The organism is Aquamicrobium sp. YD-1-mutant5 (assembly GCF_059509755.1).
This window is the reverse complement of the sequence record NZ_JCAKKP010000001.1, coordinates 368112-386494: the sequence shown is the minus strand read 5'-3', so window position 1 is coordinate 386494 and position 18383 is coordinate 368112. Positions and strand designations below refer to the sequence as shown.

The following is an 18383-nucleotide window of genomic DNA, read 5'->3' as shown; positions in this document are numbered from 1 at the left end:
ATTCCTCTTGCCTAGCGTTTGTGACCGGTATCGAGCCGGCGTTCCATATATTGAGAATAGCGCGACATGCCGAAACAGAACACCCAGAAGATTGCGGCTGCAAAAATGTAGCCGGTCTTTGCCGTCTGCGGGGTCGCCCATGTGGGATCACCCGAAATGTTCTGCTTCACGACGCCGAGCAGATCGAACATCGAAATGATCAGCACCAGGGTCGTATCCTTGAACATGCCGATGAAGGTGTTGACGATGCCGGGTATGACCAGTGTCAGCGCCTGCGGCATGATGATCAGCCCCATCTTCGGCCAGTAGCCGAGACCGAGCGAATCCGCGCCTTCATATTGCCCCTTGGGGATGGCCTGCAATCCGCCGCGGACCACCTCCGCCATGTAGGCTGAGGCGAACAGAGCGACACCGATCAGCGCCCTCAGCAGCTTGTCGAAACTGGTGCCCGGCGGCACGAACAGGGGCAACATGAAGCTGGCCATGAACAGAACGGTGACCAGAGGCACGCCACGCACGGTTTCAATGAAAATAACCGAAAGCAGCTTCACGATCGGCATTTCCGAGCGCCGGCCGAGTGCCAGTATGATGCCAAGTGGTAGTGACACGACGATGCCGACATAGGAAATGACCAGCGTCACCATCAGGCCGCCCCACATCGGGGTTTCGACATAACGCAGGCCGAAAGCGCCGCCCACCAGCAGGAAGTAGGCTACGAACGGAAACACGCCGAAGAACAATATGGCGTTCAGCTTCTTGTAGGGTACGCGCGGTATCAACAGCGGCGCCAGCAGCGCCACGAAGATGATGCCGGTGAGGATCACGCGCCACCGCTCGTCCATGGGATAGCGGCCGAACATGAACTGGCCGAAGCGGCCGCTCACAAAAGGCCAGCAAGCGCCGGACCACCCGGCCGGAAGCTGGCCGCCCTGTTCGGTGGTCAGGCAGGCTGTGCGGTCGGCGCCGGTCCACACCGCTCCAAAGAACAGCCAGTCGAGCGCCCGCGGCAGAAGCGAAGCCACAACCAGCAAGGCAAGCACGGTGAGAACCGAGTCAATCGGAGTAGCGAACAGGTTCTTGCGCAGCCACGCTGCCGCACCCACCTGCGAACGGGGTGCGGTCTCGGCCAGAGCCATTTCGGTGCGCACCCAGGATATGTCATGTTCCTGCATAGCTCACCTCTCCTTCAGGGCCATTTTGGTGTTGAACCAGTTCATGAAGACCGAGGTGATGATGCTGATACCGAGATAAACGGTCATGAAGATGACCACCACCTCGATCGCCTGCCCTGTCTGATTGAGAATGGTTCCGCCGATCGCGTAGAGATCGGGATAGCCGATCGCCACAGCGAGAGATGAGTTCTTCGTCAGGTTCAGATACTGGCTGGTGAGCGGGGGAATGATGATGCGCATTGCCTGCGGGATTACGATCAGCCGCAGTCCCTGTCCCGAACGCATGCCCAGCGCCGAATAGGCTTCCGTCTGCCCTTTGGAAACACCCAATATCCCGGCGCGGACAATCTCTGCAATGAATGAGGCCGTATAGAAGGACAGCGCCAGATAGAGCGACAGGAACTCCGGCCTTACATTGAAGCCTCCGGACAGGTTGAACGTACCCTTCTGCGGAAAATCCACCGAGACCGGCATCCCGGCCAGAAGATAGGCCAGCAGTGGCAGCAGGATGATCAGTGAAAGACTGGTCAGGAAGACCGGGAATTGCTGCCCCGTGGCCATCTGTCTTGCCCGCGCGCGCCTTGCCACATACCAGGACAGGATGACAGCCACCACGAACCCGGCAAGGATCAGCCAGGCACCCGGTTCCCACACCAGCCGCGGAAAGTAGAACCCGCGATTGTTGAGGTAGGAGCCAAGCGGCAGCGAGAGACTGTCGCGCACATTTGGCAACACGGCCAGCACGCCCTGATACCAGAACAGGATGACCAGCAGCGGCGGAATGTTGCGGAACACTTCCACATAGACCGTCGCCAGCTTGCGGATCAGCCAGTTGTTGGAGAGGCGGCCGACGCCAACGAGAAACCCCAGAATCGTGGCTGTCACAATACCGGCTGCTGCTACGATCAGCGTATTGGCGATACCGACCAGAAGCGCACGGCCATAGGACGAGTCCGACGTGTAGTCGATCAGCCGGTCGGAAATATCGAAGCCCGCCCGCCCCCGCAGAAACGCGAATCCGGTGGAAATGTTGGAGCGGCGCAGGTTCTCGATCGTGTTGTCGACGATCCACCACACGCCAAGCACCAGCAGCGCGACCAGAACAACCTGAAATGCAATGCTGCGAACCCTGGGATCATATATCAGCGGGACCCGCGCGGATTCGTCTCTGATAACTTCCTGTGACACATGGTTCCCCTTGAACAGGTGTCTGAATTCCCGCCGGTGTTTGTTTTTGTGTTCCGGCAGGAAGGGAAAAAGCCGGAGAAGTGAACTCTCCGGCTTTTCTGGTCGTCAGCGGATCGGCATACCGTATTGCAGGCCGCCCTTGGTCCACAGCGCGTTGATGCCGCGCGCGATCTTGAGCGGGCTTCCGGTACCAACATTACGCTCGAAGATTTCGCCGTAGTTGCCGGTGGCCTTGATGATGTTCACGACCCAGTCATTGCCGAGGCCAAGGTCGGTGCCGATCTTGGTTTCAGCTTCCGTTCCAAGCAGACGCTTGATGTCGGGATTGGCGCTGTTCTTCATCTCATCGACATTGGCCTGCGTGATGCCGGCCTCTTCAGCGTTGAGAAGAGCAAAATAGGTCCACTTCACGATGTCGAACCACTTGTCGTCACCCTGCCTGACAGCCGGACCAAGCGGCTCCTTGGAGATGATTTCCGGCAACACGACATGGTCGTCGGGTGCCGCCATCTGCAGGCGCACGGCATAGAGGCCGGACTGGTCGGTCGTGTAGGCATCGCAACGGCCCGCGTCATAGGCGGCGTTGGCTTCCTCGAACTTCTCGAACACGACCGGATTGTATTCCATCTTGTTGGCGCTGAAATAGTCGGCCAGATTCATTTCCGTGGTCGTGCCGGACTGGACGCAAACTGAAGCACCCGAAAGCTGGAGCGCGGAATTCACGCCCGGAAGCTTCTTCGCGTTGATCATGAAGCCCTGACCATCATAGTAGGTGACGCCGGCAAAATTGAAGCCGAGAGCCGTGTCACGGTTGATGGTCCACGTCGTGTTACGCGAGAGAATGTCCACTTCGCCGGACTGAAGCGCTGTAAAGCGGTCCTTCGCGCTCAGGCTCGTAAACTTGACCTTGGTTCCATCGCCGAATACCGCCGCAGCCACAGCACGGCAGAAATCGACGTCAAGCCCCATCCACTCACCCTTGTCATTGGGAGCGGAGAAGCCGGCGAGCGACGTGTTCACCCCACATTGCAGGAATCCCTTGGCTTTCACATCGTCAAGCGTATCCGCGCTGGCCGCTCCCGCCAGCATTCCGAATGCGGCAGCACCGAGTACACCGATTGCCAACTTTTTCATAACCCACATACCCTTTTCTGTTATCCGGGAATCGACCCGGTTTCGTCGTGTCCAGGCGATCTCCCCCGACCGCTTTTTACTCGGGATGTAAAGTCTTCAAGACCTATGACCCGCTCCCAGTCACGAACGTCATCGAAGGCGATAATCTTCGTGAGGTCAAGAAAAATGAATGATTGGGCCAGAGCACTGGTCATTTTGCACTCAACACATTGCCGTAAAAGCAAAATTCATTCCTGAAATTGCGTCATAGTTCCGTTGCGGAAGGCTTCTTCATGTCCTGAAAGCGACATAAAATGTCGCCTGACCACCGATCGTGGGGGTCGTTTTCCCTACCGGCAGCTTTTTGCACAACGAGCAAAATGCAAGCCGCTCAGGGGTATCACGGTTGCGGGTGCATAAGTGCGCCACTAAGCTTGCGAAACAACATCTGGAGCGATCTCTACATGGCCAAAGACAGCACCGATCTGGGCATCAATACGCGCCTTGCCCATTGCGGAAGCAATCCCCGGGATTTTTATGGATTCGTGAATCCACCCGTCGTCCACGCATCCACCGTGCTGTTCCCGGATTCAGCCACGCTTGTAGGACGCTCACAGAAATACACCTACGGTACACGCGGAACCCCAACCACCGATGCTCTGGCTGCGGCCATGGACGAGCTGGAGGGATCAGCCGGAACGATTATCGTTCCATCCGGCCTTGCCGCCGTCACCGTGCCCCTGCTTGCCTTTGCCGAGGCCGGGTCTCATGTCCTGATCGTGGACTCCGTCTATCATCCCACCCGTCATTTCGCCGACACCATGCTGAAGAGACTGGGCGTGGAGGTGGAATATTACGATCCGCATATCGGCGCCGGAATCGCCGCCCTCATGCGCCGCAATACCAGCGTCGTCTTTACCGAATCGCCCGCATCCAACACATTCGAGGTGCAGGATATTCCGGCGATTTCAAAGGTGGCGAAGGAGGCCGGTGCCGTCGTTATGATGGACAACACATGGGCAACGCCGCTCTATTTCAGGCCGCTCGATTTCGGCGTGGATATCTCCATCCATGCCGCCACCAAGTACCCCGCCGGGCACTCCGATGTGCTTCTGGGCACCGTATCGGCCAATGAGCAGCACTGGCAGCGCCTGCATGATGGCTTCATCACGCTGGGCTGCTGTTCCGCGCCCGATGACGTGTATCAGGTTCTGCGTGGTCTTCGTACAATGGGCATCAGGCTCGAACATCACCGCACCAGCGCGCTTGCAGTGGCCGAGTGGCTTGAAGGCAGGCCCGGTGTGGCCAGCGTGCTGCACCCTGCCCTCCCAGGCCATCCCGACCATGAGCTTTGGAAGCGCGATTTCTCCGGATCGAGCGGCATTTTCTCCATTGTTCTGGACGGCGGCAGCCAGAAGCAGGCGCACGCCTTCCTTGATGCACTGAAGATATTCGGGCTGGGATTTTCATGGGGCGGCTATGAAAGCCTCGCCGTTCCCGTGTCGCTGGCTGACAGAACGATCGCCAGAGGCAAATATGCGGGACCGGTCATACGCCTCCAGATCGGACTGGAAGATGTGGAGGATCTGAAGACGGACCTGCAGCACGGGCTCGACGCTGCCGCATCGGCCTGAGTTTTCGCCTCAGGTTCTCACTCTGAACCGGCGCAATAAATACTTCCGCTCCGGAATACCTTCAGAGAGAAAACGGAAACGTTGGCCGGGTGGCGGAACCATCGTCTGCACCCGGTCGCTTTCGTGAAAAGTCATTTCGCCATCCCAACGGGAAGAGGCACTGTCTTTCTTTATCCGTGCCGCCGTCGCAGCCAGAATTTCAGCGGCACGATAAGGTGCCTTGGCTATTCGGCAGGGACGCGCTGATGACTTTCAAATTCAAGACGGCATTCGATTCCACCAATGCGGCCCTTGCCGCTGCACCGCAAAATGCGCGCGCTACATTTTCAGCCCGCTCCACCCTTGGAGATGGCGTCAACAGCAACGTCGCGATTCGCCAGTTCAACGTGGCCGTTGATGAACCGCAGGCGCTTGGCGGCACCGATACCGCTCCCAATCCGGTCGAATACATTCTTGCCGCTCTCGGCTCCTGCCAGGAAATCACCTACCGTCTTTACGCGGACGCGCTCGGCATTCCGGTGAACAGGGTTTCCGTGCGGCTTGAAGGAGACATCGATCTGCGCGGCCTGTTCAACGTCGACAAATCCATCCGCCCCGGCTTTCAGGGAGTCACCGCCGCGGTGACGATAGACAGCCCGGCTTCGGAAAATGATCTTCTCCGTCTCAAAAGCGTCGTCGACCGCCACTGCCCGGTTCTCGATATTCTCCAGAACCCGACACCCGTGCAAATCGACTTCCGCCACGAGCAGGCTCACGCGCTGGAGCCGGTTTGAGGCACCGCCAACACTGTGGAAAAATCCGATGAAAGACGAGCGGAACGAGAAGTTGCAAATGCAGGCTTGCATGCAGGCAGTCGGGCTGATACGGCATCCCCACTCGCAAATTGTTGGTGAAAACTGACAACAGCCGGTGGTCACCGGAGTGTAGCGCAGCCTGGTAGCGCACCTGATTTGGGATCAGGGGGTCGCAGGTTCGAATCCTGCCACTCCGACCATGTAACCTCAGCTTTGGATTGACGGTGCTGCGGCGTTTGCGATCTTGCCGCCGCCGGTTTTGCGAAGTATGGAGACGCTACGGCTCGTAAGCCGCACTGCAAAGAGGTTTCCATGTCCGCGCGCATTTTCAGCCCTGCCAAGACTGCTATGCAATCCGGCACAGCCAAGACCGGATACTGGGTTCTGGAGTTCGAGCCCGAACAGCCGCGCAAGATCGATCCCCTGATGGGCTACACCACGTCCGGCGACATGAAGAGCCAGATTCGCCTCACCTTCGAGACGAAGGAAGAAGCCATCGCTTATGCCGAGCGCGAAGGTCTGGCTTACCGCCTGCAGGAGCCCAATCAGCCGAAGCGCAGGCAAATCTCCTATTCGGATAATTTCCGATACGATCGCCGCACGCCCTGGACGCATTAAACAACTGGAATTTTACTGCGCTGCTTTTTGTACAGCTGCGTATATCTGGTCCCGTAGCTCAGCTGGATAGAGCACCGGCCTTCTAAGCCGATGGTCGCAGGTTCGAATCCTGCCGGGATCGCCATTATTATTATTATGGTTGATTTCATACTACTTTTTGCACCTATTGCCTCATCCTTATCGAGCGGTCGAAAAGTGGGACATTATTCTAGGTAATGCCTATCCAAGTTGGACCAAATCGTTGAGGATTGGCCATGTCAGGATGCCCTGAATGTGGGTTTGGCTGGAGCTGGCGTCTTTCGGACGGCCGTCTGAAATGCCGCCGCTGCGGGAAGCGCTGGCGACTGCGATCTCTGTGGGACGCCTCCCGCCTCGACAGCCGCGTGAAGACGGAACTGGTCCAGCGCTTCTCGCTGGTGGCGGGCCGCCCTGCGACGGAACGGTTCTACCGGCTGATCCGAAGGCGATGGCCCATGCCGAGCAGCTGCGCGGGCCGTTCGAGGGCAGCCTCGAATGCGACGAAACCACCTTCGGCGGCGCTCGGAAAGGCAAGCGCGGCTGGGGCGCGGCCGGCAAGGTCATCGTCTTCGGCATCATCAAGCGCAACGGCCTGGTGAAAACCCAGCCGATCCCCACCCATGACCGCGCCTCCATCATGAAGGTGATCCAGGCCGAGAGCCGCGAGGGCTCGCTCTACTACACTGATGAGTGGCAGGCCTATGCCATCTTGCGCATGCGCGGCGACCATGTCGTCATCCGCAAGGAGAAGGGATGGCCGCTCGGCCGCGACCACATCAACGGCATCGAGGGCTTCTGGTCATATGCCAAGAACTGACTATACCCTTACCGCGGCGTGCCCAAAAAGTTCTTCCATCTCTATCTCGGCGAAACCTGCTACCGCTTCAATCACCGTGACGAGGACATCAAACCCTTGATCATCAAGCTCTTAAAGACCACAAACATCCAACTGATCGACACCAATCCGGTCCAGATCGGATAGGCATTACCTTATTCTTCATCCCGCCTTTCACGCCGACGCCTTGCGGCGTTTTTGGCAAGAGTCCGATCTTCGGCCGCCTTCGTGTAGATTTCGGCCCTTTCCCCCTTCCGCCATGCGTACCGATCCGGATCGATCCTTGGGCATCGTCACGCTGAATCAGAAGCCGCGTGACCTGATCAACGAGGAATTCGATTATGCGCTTAGCCTGCTGTTCGCGAACTGCCCTCTCCTTACGCTGACGACACCTGCCATGACGATTCATGACAGGTGTTGGAAAACATCAGTTGACGAACGCCGTCCGAGCCGTGAGAAACAAGCCGCGCGGACGTGGCGGAACTGGTAGACGCAAGGGACTTAAAATCCCTCGGAGCGATCCGTACGGGTTCGATTCCCGTCGTCCGCACCACTTTCCAGCTTTCCACGGAAACTCCTCTTCGATTGTGCATATCCGGTACTGGTCACAGCCAACCGGCCTGCCTACATTGGCGCCGACATTCTCCCGGAGCATCTCATGACCTCAGCGCTTTTCCAGCCCATCACGCTTGGCAATCTTGCCGTTCCGAACCGTCTGGCCGTTGCGCCCATGTGCCAGTACTCGGCTGACGACGGCTCGGCCAACGACTGGCACCTTCAGCACTGGATGAACCTTGGAATGTCCGGTGCCGGAATGGTCACCGTGGAGATGACGAATGTGGAGCGTCGGGGCCGCATCAGCCATGGGTGTCTCGGACTTTACAGGGATGCGAACGAAGCGGCGGCAAGGCGCGCGCTTGATGCGGCCAGACGCGTTTCTCCTGCGGGAACCGTATTCGGCACGCAGCTCGCGCATGCCGGCCGCAAGGCCTCGTGCCGGCGGCCATGGGAAGGTGGAGGTCCGCTGGAACGGAATGAGGATCCGTGGCCGATCGTTTCCGCCTCGGCAATTCCCTATGACGAGGGCTGGCAAACACCCCATGCGCTCACAGAGGATGAAATCTGGGTGGTCATCGGGAAGTTTGCAAAAGCCGCAGAAAGAGCGGAGCGCGCAGGATTCGATTTCATCGAACTTCATGCCGCGCACGGCTATCTGATCTTTCAGTTCCTATCGCCGCTCTCCAATCAGCGAGACGACCGCTGGGGCGGATCGCTGGACAATCGCATGCGCTTTGCCGTGGAAGTGGCACGCGCCGTGGGCAAGGCTGCTCCGGGGCTGATGGTGGGCGCGCGCCTTTCGGTAAAGGAGTGGGTGGACGGTGGTTTCGATGTCGATGATGCGATCGCCGTGGCCAAAGCGCTTAAGGCTGAAGGCCTCGCCTATATCTGCTGCTCAAGCGGAGGAAATTCTCCCCTGCAACAACTTCCCGGCGGGCCGGGCTATCAGGTGCATCTGGCGGAAGCCGTACGCAAGGGCGCCGATATTCCGGTTCGGGCCGTTGGTCTCATTACGGAACCGCGACAGGCCGAAGAAGTACTTGCACAGGAACGTGCCGACATGGTTGCGCTCGGTCGTGCCTTTCTGGCTGATCCCCGCTGGGGATGGCGCGCGGCCGCCACGCTGGGCGCAGAAGTTCCAGCCGCTCCGCAATACCAGCGCTCGATAACCACCATGCGCCATTGGGTTGTGCCCGCCTGAAGGAACGAGGCAACCAATGGATGCCGGCCGCGTTTTCCATCCATCCCTTTCATAGGGTGGTATGCGGAGAGCGATAATGACCAAAGTCGTCTATAAAATTCTGGAGCATGACGGAGGCTGGGCCTATCAGGTCGGCTCGACCTATTCGGAGACCTTTCCCACTCACGATGACGCGGTGAGAGCTGCCGAACGCGCCGCAGGAGAACAGCAGATAGCCGGCAAATCAGACGGCATCGAATATGAGGACAGCTCCGGCAAATGGCATGAGGAACTGTCTGACGGGCGTGACAGGCCGCAAACCGAGGTTTCGGAATAGCTGTGTCCCGTCACATATTACTGCATTCCTGCAAAAAGAGCGGCCTGAGGCCGCTCTTTTCAGTTCCGGAGGGATTACGCGGCTCAGCCGTGAAGCCGCGCGGTGATTTCCGCAACCCGCTTGCCCTGGAAGCGCGCACCTTCAAGTTCCTGCGCCGAAGGCTGGCGCGAGCCATCACCGTCCGAGGTCGTGGTCATGCCATAGGGCGCACCGCCACGCACCACGTCATTACCCATCTGGCCCTGATAGGCATAGGACAGCGGGACGATAATCATGCCGTGATGCTGCAGGGAAGCCTGCGTGCTGAGCAGAGCAATTTCCGCGCCGCCGTGCTGCGTTGCCGTCGACACCATCACTGACCCGACCTTGTCGAGAAGTGCGCCCTTGGCCCACAGCGGGCCGGTCTGGTCGAGAAAATTCTTCATCTGCGAGGCCATGGCGCCATAGCGCGTCGCGACGCCGAGAATGATGGCATCATAATTGGCCAGCTCCAGCGGTTCGGCGATCGGTGCTTCCTGATCGAGCTTGTAATGCGCGGCCTTCGCCACTTCCAGCGGCACCAGCTCGGGCACGCGCTTGATCGTCACGTCTGCGCCAGCCTCGCGCGCACCTTCGGCAGCGGCCTTCGCCATCTGCTCCATGTGACCAAAGCTGGAATAATAAAGGACAAGCACCTTCGCCATTTTCATCTCCACGATTGCGGCAGGCGGACGTGAGTGTCCGCTCGAATTGCAAAAACAATCTAGGGCAGCGAACGTTCACGGAAAAGTATCAGGATGCCGACACAGTGTTCACAAAACCTGTGCCTTTGCGCCTGCGGCTTTGACGCGGTATTGGACGTCCTGCGCTTATGCAACAAGGAGTCGCCATGACCGGGATCGTTACTGCCGCCATGCTCGTGATCGGCGACGAAATCCTCTCCGGGCGCACCAAGGACAAGAACATCGGGCATCTGGCCGATATCCTCACCGCTATCGGCATAGACCTGAAGGAAGTGCGCATCGTTCCCGATGAAGAGGATGAGATCGTTTCGGCTCTTAACGCGGTACGCACCCGATATACCTACGTGTTCACGTCCGGCGGAATAGGTCCGACACATGACGACATAACGGCGGATTCGGTCGCCAAAGCCTTTGGGGTGCCCTGCGAATATGATGACACAGCCTATGCTCTGCTGGCCGCGCATTATGCGCGCCGGGAGCTTGAGTTCACTGAGGCACGCAAGCGCATGGCCAGAATGCCGCGCGGTGCTTCCCATATCGAAAACCCGGTTTCGGTAGCGCCGGGCTTTCGCATCGGCAATGTTCACGTGATGGCTGGCGTTCCGTCCGTGTTCCAGGCGATGCTGGACAAGGTCGTGCCCACGCTGAAAACCGGCGTGAAGATGCTTTCGGCAACCGTACCCTGCGCGCTTGGCGAAGGTGTGATCGGCGGCCCGTTGGCGGAAATCCAGAAGGCACACCCTGAAACCATCATCGGCTCCTACCCGAAATTCGGGGACGGCAAGTTCTGGACAGAACTGGTCGTGCGCGCCCGGTCACCGGAAATTCTGGAAGCCGCCCGCCGCGATGTGAAAGCCATGGTCTCGGCGTTAAGCGCTGACGCCTGATAAAATTTCGGAACCGGAACCCGTCAAACGCATTTATACTGGCCGTATTCCGACGCGGAAGGGTCAGATCATGACGTACAGGACCATCGCCGTCATCCTACAAGGTGAGCAGGAATCGTCACGCGTACTGGATTGCGCTGTCTCGCTTGCAACTCGCATCGGAGCACATCTTGTCGGCGTCCATGCTGAAGTCCTGCCGGTTCCATACACGTCGGCGGTTGGTTTTCCTGACACGGATTTCATTCAGGTGTCCACGGAACTCAACAAGGAAACGACACTGAAATTGCGGGGGATTTTCCACGAACGGGCCGAAGATTCCGGCGTGTCGTTCGAATGGCGCACCCTCGAAAGCTTTTCCGGTGACGGATCTATATCCGGACTGTCCAGCATCCGCTCGGCCGACCTTGTTATCGCGGCACAGCGAGACGTGGAAAGCGAGGATGGGACGGATGTGGAAAGCCTCGTTTACGATTCCGGCAGGCCAATCCTGATGGTGCCTCAATCCGGCGCGGTGCTTTCCTCCTATCGCCGGGTTCTGCTTGCATGGAACGGCAGCAAGGAAGCGGCGCGTGCTACTTTCGATGCGTTGCCCTTCCTGATCGATGCTGAACAGACCGACATACTTATCATAGATCCATCCCATACGGCAGAAGAAGGGCCCGAGGCGGCCGGAGCCCGTATTGCCGCCTCTCTGTCACGCCACGGCGTCAATGTCAGCGTGTCGGTGCAGGAATCCGGAAGCCAGTCAGTGGAGGCGCTCATTCAGGAGCGGCTGGCTGCCACCGGCGCAGATCTTCTCGTGCTCGGCGCTTACAGCCACTCATGGCTGAGAGAGTTGCTTTTTGGCGGGGTCACGCGTTCGATTCTGCGTTCGTCTCCGGTCACGGTCCTGATCTCACGCTGAACAGGTTCAGCCTGTGATTTCGGCCCTCTTGCCAAGCATGTGGATTTCCGGCTAATTCCGCTCGCATTCCTTGTGACCTGCGCGCCGGAGCGCGCCTGCGGAGTGCGTTCTGATGTCCCTGCCCGACAAAGCTTTCCCGATTTCATGGGATCAGTTTCACCGCGACGCCCGCGCGCTGGCCTGGCGGCTGGCCGGCGCCAATCAGCAGTGGAAGGCCATCGTCTGCATCACGCGGGGCGGGCTGGTGCCTGCTGCCGTGATTTCGCGCGAACTTGGCATCCGCGTCATCGAGACCGTTTGCGTGGCTTCCTATCACGATTACAGCTCGCAGGGGCAGTTGCAGGTGCTGAAGGAGGTGACTCCGAGCCTTCTTGAAAATGATGGCGAGTCGATCCTGATCATCGACGACCTGACGGACACGGGCAAGACCGCCGGCATCGTGCGCGCCATGCTGCCGAAAGCCCATTTCGCCACCATGTATGCCAAGCCCAAGGGCCGTCCGCTGGTGGATACGTTCGTGACCGAAGTCAGTCAGGACACCTGGATCTACTTCCCATGGGATATGGGCTTCACCTATCAGAAGCCGATTGCCGACGATCAGGCGAAGTAAGCTGGGTAACGATCCGTCTCCGAAGACTGTCAGGCAGCCTGTCTCGCGGACAGGTCCACGGCTGAAAATGCTTCGAAAAGAATTTCTGAGCCGGCGCCGGGCTTCATGGCGTCGGTCGACAGGATCTGGCGCCAGCGACGGGCGCCGGGAAGGCCGTGGAAAAGTCCGACCATGTGGCGCGTGACCTGCCCCAGGCGCCCGCCCCCGGCCAGATGGCGCGCGGCATAATCTGCCATGGTTTCGACCAGCGCGGCATAATCGAAATCCGGGGCTTCCTCTCCTTCCAGTAGTGAATCGACGCCCGTCAGGATTTCAGGCGTATGATATGCGGCCCGGCCGAGCATGACGCCGTCGACCTCGCGCAGATGCCGCGCTGCTTCTTCAAGAGTTGCGATTCCGCCATTGAGGCCGATGAAGCGCTCGCCGTTTGCCTTTTTCAGGCGGTAGACCCTGTCATAGTCGAGCGGCGGGATATCCCGGTTTTCCTTCGGGCTGAGCCCCTTCAGCCACGCTTTACGTGCATGAACCCACAGTGCATCCACGCCTGCGTCGAACACTCTCTCAGACAGATCATCAAGCGCGATTTCCGGATCCTGCTCATCGACGCCGATCCGGCACTTTACGGTCACGGGAATGCGGACGGCTTTCTTCATGGCCGCCACGCAATCGGCAACCAGTTGTGGCGACAGCATCAGACAGGCGCCGAATGTGCCGCTCTGCACGCGATCCGAAGGACATCCTACGTTGAGATTGATCTCATCATAGCCAAAATCGGCACCGATGCGGGCCGCCTCAGCCAGCTTGACCGGATCGGACCCACCAAGCTGCAACGCCACGGGATGCTCGCTATCATCGAATCCAAGCAGCCTTGCCCTGTTCCCGAAAATTGCGGCATCGGCGACGATCATCTCGGTATAAAGCAACGCCTTGCCGGAGAGCTGCCGATGAAAGAACCGGCAATGCCGGTCCGTCCAGTCGAGCATAGGCGCAACTGAGAAGCGTCGAGAACTCATAAGATATTGATTTTTCATAACTTTTTCTACTTGTGCCAAAACAGCACAATTGTGCCTGCCTATTATTTGGACAATTATCTAACACGTTTAACCACTTGAAACCATTGAGGGTGCGTGATCGATAATTTTGCGTTTGTGCCCGAAATTGTGCCAGGCAAGACTCCCGTTTTGTGCCCGAACAGCCCACAGAACTGGGCTGTTACACGACAGCGGTAGGCCTGCATTTTCAACAAATAGTTGAATAGAAAAATTCGCCTCTGGTACACTCGCCCAACACCAATAGACGGAGGCATTGCACTCCCAGGAAACGAAAGTGAGCGACAACGAACTGCTGAGAATGGCTGCAATCGCATCCGGTCACGAGTTTGATCCCCGCAAACAGGCAACTCAAAAAGGATTGTTTTGCCTCACCGCTTCCGGCACCGGGCGACCCACCTGGAGAAACTGGAACCCGCTCAACAACACCGAGGACGCCTTCCTTCTAGCTATCCGATTCAAGCAACTATTAAGATCGACAGGCATGGCTGCGTATCAGTGTCGGCCTCGGTAGCTGATTCAATCTCATCGACGATACAGGAGAACGGCGCCTGTATAGCCCGCTCCACAAGGCGCGCACTGGTTAAAGCAGCAGCAGAGATCGGCGCCCAAATAGCTGCGAAATTGTTCAAGCCTTAGACTCAGCAGCTACGGACAAGCTTGCAGCGCTATCGTCCGTTTTTATCAGAGTTTCAGGCAAGCCCTTCTGCGCCAGCGCCGAACGAACGTTGATCTGCGCCTGGCGCGCCTCGAAGGCTACCTGTTCAGCCGACTTCACGTCTCGACTCGTATGATCCATGCCGGACACCTCATGGCGTAGCAATCGCAAGATTTCGTCGTGGAAGTACTTCGTCCAGTAGTACGCGTACTCCTCTCCGAATTGGTCGAACCCCTCCTTCGATCCCGGGACCAATTCGATGATCGTCTTGCTCAGGCTTCCGGCTTTGATGAGTCTACCTTTGTCCCGCATCCGGATGCTGTAGAGCTTCATCATCATAGTCGCTTGGAGGATGATACTCTCGTAGGCGTCATATACCTTGAGTGCCCTGTCGCTTATGTAGAGCTTGGCGACGGTTTTGTCGAAAGCACCCAACGCCTTTATCTTCTCATCGACATCGAAAGGCTTCATGATGGTCTCGATGAACTCGGTGATTTTCGGGTCGTCGCCGTCCTTGAGTATCTGCGCACCGTTCAAGATTTTCATGTACTCAACCAGCATCGACAGCTGGGACAGGCTGTGGCGTGCCCGCAGTAAGGTCTCCGCAGCCTCAAAACGCTTCGTTTGGAGAGCCGAGTCGCGCTCCCGACGAGCCGAGGTTAGGTACGAGCGGATGTGATCCAGTTCCTTTTCATTGTCCCTGATCTCAGCCTTGAATGTCTCCATCTGCCTCTCGAACCGCTGCTCAACAGTTTTGGACAGAAACTTCGCTACCGTATCCCGCAGCAGGTAGGCGATCACTCCAAGCACACCGCTCGTGAGGGCTATGTTCAACAGCCACGTCCAGAAGTCATCAGGCAATGCAATCTCTCCCCCTCACCGGCTAGACTAGGTACTCATTTTTCGGATTGTGCCAAGCCCGGCCCATGATGTTCAAGCGGGCTTCATCGGTGTTTTTCGTGGCCCAGAGTGACTACACGTTTTGTTGAATCTTCTACCGCTTTTTGGCCTCTGTGTGTGCCCAGTTTGTGCCAGAGCCGTTTGCGATCAAAAAAGATAAGTATTTTCAACAAGATATTTGCGAGATGTCCAGTCGAGCATGGGAGCAACTGAGAATTTTTCTTTATACGCAGACATTCACGAGTTCTTCTGGCAACAAGGCGAGCCGCACACCACGGCCTGACCCGACATGTGGCGCATCCGGCCCGGTTTTTCAAAGCGTAAATATCACCACGCCGCATCGGGACCGGCCCTGAACACTGCCTCGAACGGGTTTCATACTGACCCAAGGGGCTTTTGCGGCGCCGGCAGCGGTGCTAACCGTGGGGCGCTTTCCAACAAGGATGGACTTTCATCGTGTCAAGCCAGCCTCTGCCGCCCATCGAACCCGTGGACAGAAATCGCGAGGCGGCGATCCTTAAGCTGAACAATCTCCATGCGCAGGAGCTTTCATGGCTGGAACCGGAGCGCCTGTCCCACCTTCTGGACAACGCGGCCCACGCGCTGAACATCGGGGATGCCGAGGCATTTCTGATAAGCTTCGATCAGAATGCCGACTATGACAGCCCGAACTTTCTCTGGTTCCGCGAAAACTACCCACGCTTCCTCTATGTTGATCGCGTTGTCGTCAGCGAGGCGGCGCGCGGGCGCGGCCATGCCAGACGGCTTTATGAACATCTGTTCGATCTGGCCCTGAAGGCCGGGCACGACACCATCGTGTGCGAGGTGAACTCCGATCCGCCCAATCCGGCATCCGATGCGTTTCATGAACGACTCGGCTTTCGGGAAGTTGGCGAGGCAACCATTCATGGCGGCTCGAAGACCGTCCGGTATTTTGCGCGCAAACTGGACAAGGACGGCGCAATTCCCTCGCTGACGCCCTCAAAGGACATTTCCCGGCTCATCGAGATCATGGCCGCGCTGCGCGCGCCGGTCGGTGGCTGTCCGTGGGACGTGGAGCAGACTTTTTCCACCATCGCGCCCTATACGATCGAGGAAGCCTATGAGGTGGCGGACGCCATCCAGCGCGGCGATTTCGACGATCTGCGCGAGGAGCTGGGCGATCTTCTGCTGCAGGTCGTCTACCACGCCCGCATGGCCGAGGAGCAGGGCGAATTCGCGTTTCCCGATGTCGTGGAGGCGATCACCACCAAGATGATCCGCCGTCATCCGCATGTGTTCGGTGACGACCATGCACGCAGCGCCGGCATGGCGAAAGGCATGTGGGAAAAGATCAAATCGGAAGAAAAGGCGGAGAAGCGCGCGGCCAGAATTGCCCGCGGGCAGGACCCGGAAGACAACGGTAAGGGTTATCTGGACAGCGTTCCCCTGCCCTTGCCGGCTCTGACCCGAGCGCTCAAGCTTCAGGAAAAAGCCGCGCACGTCGGATTCGACTGGGGGGCTGCCGCCCCGATCCTCGACAAGATCGAGGAGGAAATCGGCGAGTTGCGTCAGGCGCTGGCAGCGGGAAAATCGGATGCCATCAGGGATGAGTTTGGCGACACGCTGTTCGCGCTCGTCAATCTCGGCCGCCATCTCGGCGTGGATTCGGAGGCTTCGCTTGCCGGAACAAACGACAAATTCCGCAATCGCTTCCACTACATAGAGCGATCCCTTGATGAAAAGGGAAAATCGCTTGAAGATGCCACTCTGCAAGAGATGGAAGAGCTTTGGCAGCAGGCGAAGGGTAAGGTCTAACCCTCCTCCGCGGCAGCTCCCTTCGCTGCGCCACGCACACGGTTGCGGATTTCCTCGCGCGCGCTTTGCGTTGCCCGCAGCACCAGCGTGAGGCTGCCATCGTCATTGTCCGTACGCCGGATGACGTCGCCATTGCGATAGAGCCAGTCGAGCAGGCTGAACTGCTCCGGCACAAGGGTGACGGTCATTTCCGCCAGTTCACCCGAGACATAAGTCTCGATTGTCGCCAGAAGACGCTCCAGCCCCTCTCCGGTGATGGCCGAGATGGCAATCGGCCCCTGCCGCTGGTCCTGATGCGCTTCGCCAAGCAGTCGCTCGCGATTGGCATCGTCCAGAAGATCGATCTTGTTCCAGACCTCGATCACCCGGCGGTCGTCATTCGCATCGACGCCGAGATCGCCCAATATGCGTTCCACATCCTCCGCCTGTGCGGCGGTGTCGGGATCGGAAATATCGCGCACGTGAAGGATGAGATCGGCCTCCACCACCTCTTCCAGCGTAGCGCGAAATGCCGCCACCAGATGAGTCGGCAGGTCGGAGATGAACCCCACCGTGTCGGACAGGATGACCGGCGTGCCATGCGGCAGGCGCAGGCGGCGCAGAGTGGGATCGAGCGTGGCAAAGAGCATGTCTTCGGCCAGCACCGCAGCTCCCGTCAGCCGGTTGAACAGAGTGGACTTTCCGGCATTGGTGTAGCCGACGATGGCAACCACCGGAAAAGGCACTTTCCTGCGCTTGGCGCGATGCAGGTCGCGCGTGCGGCGAACGGTTTCCAGCTCCCGCTTCAGCTTGACGATCTTGTCCTGAAGGATGCGGCGGTCGGCCTCGATCTGCGTTTCACCGGGGCCGCCGAGGAAACCGGCACCGCCGCGCTGGCGCTCAAGGTGGGTCCAGCTCCGCACCAGACGTCCCTTCTGGTAGTTCAGATGGGCAAGCTCGACCTGAAGCGTGCCTTCCTTCGTACGGGCGCGCTCGCCGAAAATTTCCAGAATGAGCCCGGTCCGGTCGAGCACCTTGACGTTCATCTCTTTTTCGAGATTGCGCTGCTGCACAGGCGTCAGCGGATGATCGACAATGACCAGTTCCGCATCGCTTTCCTTCACCAGGGCAGCGATTTCATCCACCTTGCCCGATCCCAGAAGGGTTCCGGGGCGCGGGTCATTGACCGTCACCACCAGACTGTGAACCGGGTCGAGATTGATGGCGCGCGTCAGCCCCACGGCCTCGTCATGGCGCGCCGAAGGCGAACGCGTCAGGCGCGGCCGGGATGATTCATCCATGGCCTGCTGCCGCGTCAGAACCGGAACGACGACGACGGCCCGTACGGGCATGGTCTTGTCCCCGCCCTCGCCTTTGTCAGCTTGCGCTCCGGATTTGTCAGCGGCGTCGCGGTTGCGTGCCAAGCAGTA

Annotated in this window: 18 protein-coding genes, 3 tRNA genes and 1 pseudogene; 15 read left to right on the top strand and 7 right to left on the bottom strand. The window is 58.6% G+C overall.

The features are described 5' to 3' along the window. Nucleotides 1-11 precede the first annotated feature (11 nt). The 3 genes from AC5XE7_RS01885 to AC5XE7_RS01875 form a co-directional block, all read right to left on the bottom strand. A complete protein-coding gene (locus AC5XE7_RS01885; RefSeq protein ID WP_183829913.1) occupies nucleotides 12-1172 on the bottom strand; it encodes an amino acid ABC transporter permease in 1161 nt (386 codons plus the stop codon). A 3-nt stretch (nucleotides 1173-1175) separates the two neighbouring features. Then, complete coding sequence (locus tag AC5XE7_RS01880; protein ID WP_495364378.1) at nucleotides 1176-2360, bottom strand: amino acid ABC transporter permease; 1185 nt, start codon at nucleotides 2358-2360, stop codon at nucleotides 1176-1178. 105 nt (nucleotides 2361-2465) lie between these two features. Next, a complete protein-coding gene (locus AC5XE7_RS01875; RefSeq protein ID WP_239798683.1) occupies nucleotides 2466-3494 on the bottom strand; it encodes an amino acid ABC transporter substrate-binding protein in 1029 nt (342 codons plus the stop codon). 443 nt (nucleotides 3495-3937) lie between these two features. Here AC5XE7_RS01875 and AC5XE7_RS01870 point away from each other — a divergent pair, with 443 nt between their 5' ends. The 10 genes from AC5XE7_RS01870 to AC5XE7_RS01825 all read left to right on the top strand — a co-directional run bounded on the left by AC5XE7_RS01870 (nucleotide 3938) and on the right by AC5XE7_RS01825 (nucleotide 9447). Next, nucleotides 3938-5107 carry a cystathionine beta-lyase gene (locus tag AC5XE7_RS01870; RefSeq protein ID WP_495364379.1) on the top strand — a complete coding sequence of 390 codons (1170 nt, stop codon included), beginning with the start codon at nucleotides 3938-3940 and terminating at the stop codon, nucleotides 5105-5107. A 245-nt stretch (nucleotides 5108-5352) separates the two neighbouring features. Beyond that, nucleotides 5353-5880 (top strand): OsmC family protein, encoded by a 528-nt coding sequence (locus AC5XE7_RS01865; RefSeq protein ID WP_495364380.1) that lies wholly within the window; start codon nucleotides 5353-5355, stop codon nucleotides 5878-5880. Between the two features lie 144 nt (nucleotides 5881-6024). Beyond that, nucleotides 6025-6101, top strand: a tRNA-Pro gene (locus AC5XE7_RS01860). A gap of 112 nt (nucleotides 6102-6213) precedes the next feature. Then, on the top strand, nucleotides 6214-6519 hold the full coding sequence (locus tag AC5XE7_RS01855; RefSeq protein WP_183829899.1) for an ETC complex I subunit: 306 nt from the start codon (nucleotides 6214-6216) through the stop codon (nucleotides 6517-6519). A gap of 47 nt (nucleotides 6520-6566) precedes the next feature. Next, nucleotides 6567-6643: transfer RNA gene (locus AC5XE7_RS01850), tRNA-Arg, on the top strand. A gap of 147 nt (nucleotides 6644-6790) precedes the next feature. Further along, nucleotides 6791-7354 (top strand): transposase, encoded by a 564-nt coding sequence (locus tag AC5XE7_RS01845; RefSeq protein WP_495364381.1) that lies wholly within the window; start codon nucleotides 6791-6793, stop codon nucleotides 7352-7354. Between the two features lie 301 nt (nucleotides 7355-7655). Then, entirely contained in the window at nucleotides 7656-7862 is a 207-nt protein-coding gene (locus tag AC5XE7_RS01840; RefSeq protein ID WP_495364382.1) for a hypothetical protein, read from the top strand. Beyond that, a tRNA-Leu gene (locus AC5XE7_RS01835) sits at nucleotides 7841-7925 on the top strand. The genes AC5XE7_RS01840 and AC5XE7_RS01835 overlap by 22 nt, the downstream gene beginning before the upstream one ends. 105 nt (nucleotides 7926-8030) lie before the next feature. Beyond that, a complete protein-coding gene (locus AC5XE7_RS01830; RefSeq protein WP_495364383.1) occupies nucleotides 8031-9131 on the top strand; it encodes an NADH:flavin oxidoreductase/NADH oxidase in 1101 nt (366 codons plus the stop codon). 76 nt (nucleotides 9132-9207) lie between these two features. Next, complete coding sequence (locus tag AC5XE7_RS01825; protein ID WP_183830169.1) at nucleotides 9208-9447, top strand: DUF2188 domain-containing protein; 240 nt, start codon at nucleotides 9208-9210, stop codon at nucleotides 9445-9447. A gap of 83 nt (nucleotides 9448-9530) precedes the next feature. Here the strand turns inward: AC5XE7_RS01825 and wrbA are convergent, their stop codons facing one another. Next, complete coding sequence (gene wrbA, locus AC5XE7_RS01820) at nucleotides 9531-10130, bottom strand: NAD(P)H:quinone oxidoreductase type IV (protein WP_239798798.1); 600 nt, start codon at nucleotides 10128-10130, stop codon at nucleotides 9531-9533. A gap of 185 nt (nucleotides 10131-10315) precedes the next feature. Here wrbA and AC5XE7_RS01815 point away from each other — a divergent pair, with 185 nt between their 5' ends. The 3 genes from AC5XE7_RS01815 to gpt all read left to right on the top strand — a co-directional run bounded on the left by AC5XE7_RS01815 (nucleotide 10316) and on the right by gpt (nucleotide 12570). Beyond that, nucleotides 10316-11056: a competence/damage-inducible protein A gene (locus tag AC5XE7_RS01815; protein WP_495364384.1), complete on the top strand. Its 741-nt coding sequence runs from the start codon at nucleotides 10316-10318 to the stop codon at nucleotides 11054-11056. A 70-nt stretch (nucleotides 11057-11126) separates the two neighbouring features. After that, complete coding sequence (locus tag AC5XE7_RS01810) at nucleotides 11127-11960, top strand: universal stress protein (RefSeq protein ID WP_495364385.1); 834 nt, start codon at nucleotides 11127-11129, stop codon at nucleotides 11958-11960. Between the two features lie 112 nt (nucleotides 11961-12072). Further along, a complete protein-coding gene (gene gpt, locus AC5XE7_RS01805) occupies nucleotides 12073-12570 on the top strand; it encodes a xanthine phosphoribosyltransferase (RefSeq protein WP_495364386.1) in 498 nt (165 codons plus the stop codon). A 29-nt stretch (nucleotides 12571-12599) separates the two neighbouring features. Here gpt and dusA read toward each other — a convergent pair whose 3' ends face one another. Next, nucleotides 12600-13601: a tRNA dihydrouridine(20/20a) synthase DusA gene (dusA, locus tag AC5XE7_RS01800; protein ID WP_495364387.1), complete on the bottom strand. Its 1002-nt coding sequence runs from the start codon at nucleotides 13599-13601 to the stop codon at nucleotides 12600-12602. Nucleotides 13602-14247: 646 nt separating this feature from the next. Then, a complete protein-coding gene (locus AC5XE7_RS01795; protein WP_495364388.1) occupies nucleotides 14248-15138 on the bottom strand; it encodes a hypothetical protein in 891 nt (296 codons plus the stop codon). A gap of 495 nt (nucleotides 15139-15633) precedes the next feature. Here AC5XE7_RS01795 and AC5XE7_RS01790 point away from each other — a divergent pair. Beyond that, a pseudogene (locus AC5XE7_RS01790) lies at nucleotides 15634-16098 on the top strand (GNAT family N-acetyltransferase); the annotation flags it as partial. 51 nt (nucleotides 16099-16149) lie between these two features. Further along, nucleotides 16150-16974 (top strand): nucleoside triphosphate pyrophosphohydrolase, encoded by an 825-nt coding sequence (gene mazG, locus AC5XE7_RS01785; protein WP_495364654.1) that lies wholly within the window; start codon nucleotides 16150-16152, stop codon nucleotides 16972-16974. On the opposite strand, the gene hflX is transcribed toward mazG, so the two are convergent. Then, nucleotides 16971-18377 carry a GTPase HflX gene (gene hflX, locus AC5XE7_RS01780; protein ID WP_495364389.1) on the bottom strand — a complete coding sequence of 469 codons (1407 nt, stop codon included), beginning with the start codon at nucleotides 18375-18377 and terminating at the stop codon, nucleotides 16971-16973. The genes mazG and hflX overlap by 4 nt on opposite strands. Nucleotides 18378-18383 lie beyond the last annotated feature (6 nt).

Excerpts from the sequence above, each read along its gene's own strand:
- AC5XE7_RS01885 (WP_183829913.1), bottom strand. The coding sequence starts at position 1,172 with ATGCAGGAACATGACATATCCTGGGTGCGCACCGAAATGGCTCTGGCC.
- AC5XE7_RS01875 (WP_239798683.1), bottom strand. The coding sequence starts at position 3,494 with ATGAAAAAGTTGGCAATCGGTGTACTCGGTGCTGCCGCATTCGGAATG.
- AC5XE7_RS01870 (WP_495364379.1), top strand. The coding sequence starts at position 3,938 with ATGGCCAAAGACAGCACCGATCTGGGCATCAATACGCGCCTTGCCCAT.
- AC5XE7_RS01865 (WP_495364380.1), top strand. The coding sequence starts at position 5,353 with ATGACTTTCAAATTCAAGACGGCATTCGATTCCACCAATGCGGCCCTT.
- AC5XE7_RS01855 (WP_183829899.1), top strand. The coding sequence starts at position 6,214 with ATGTCCGCGCGCATTTTCAGCCCTGCCAAGACTGCTATGCAATCCGGC.
- AC5XE7_RS01845 (WP_495364381.1), top strand. The coding sequence starts at position 6,791 with ATGTGGGTTTGGCTGGAGCTGGCGTCTTTCGGACGGCCGTCTGAAATG.
- AC5XE7_RS01830 (WP_495364383.1), top strand. The coding sequence starts at position 8,031 with ATGACCTCAGCGCTTTTCCAGCCCATCACGCTTGGCAATCTTGCCGTT.
- AC5XE7_RS01825 (WP_183830169.1), top strand. The coding sequence starts at position 9,208 with ATGACCAAAGTCGTCTATAAAATTCTGGAGCATGACGGAGGCTGGGCC.
- wrbA (WP_239798798.1), bottom strand. The coding sequence starts at position 10,130 with ATGGCGAAGGTGCTTGTCCTTTATTATTCCAGCTTTGGTCACATGGAG.
- AC5XE7_RS01815 (WP_495364384.1), top strand. The coding sequence starts at position 10,316 with ATGACCGGGATCGTTACTGCCGCCATGCTCGTGATCGGCGACGAAATC.
- AC5XE7_RS01810 (WP_495364385.1), top strand. The coding sequence starts at position 11,127 with ATGACGTACAGGACCATCGCCGTCATCCTACAAGGTGAGCAGGAATCG.
- gpt (WP_495364386.1), top strand. The coding sequence starts at position 12,073 with ATGTCCCTGCCCGACAAAGCTTTCCCGATTTCATGGGATCAGTTTCAC.
- dusA (WP_495364387.1), bottom strand. The coding sequence starts at position 13,601 with ATGAAAAATCAATATCTTATGAGTTCTCGACGCTTCTCAGTTGCGCCT.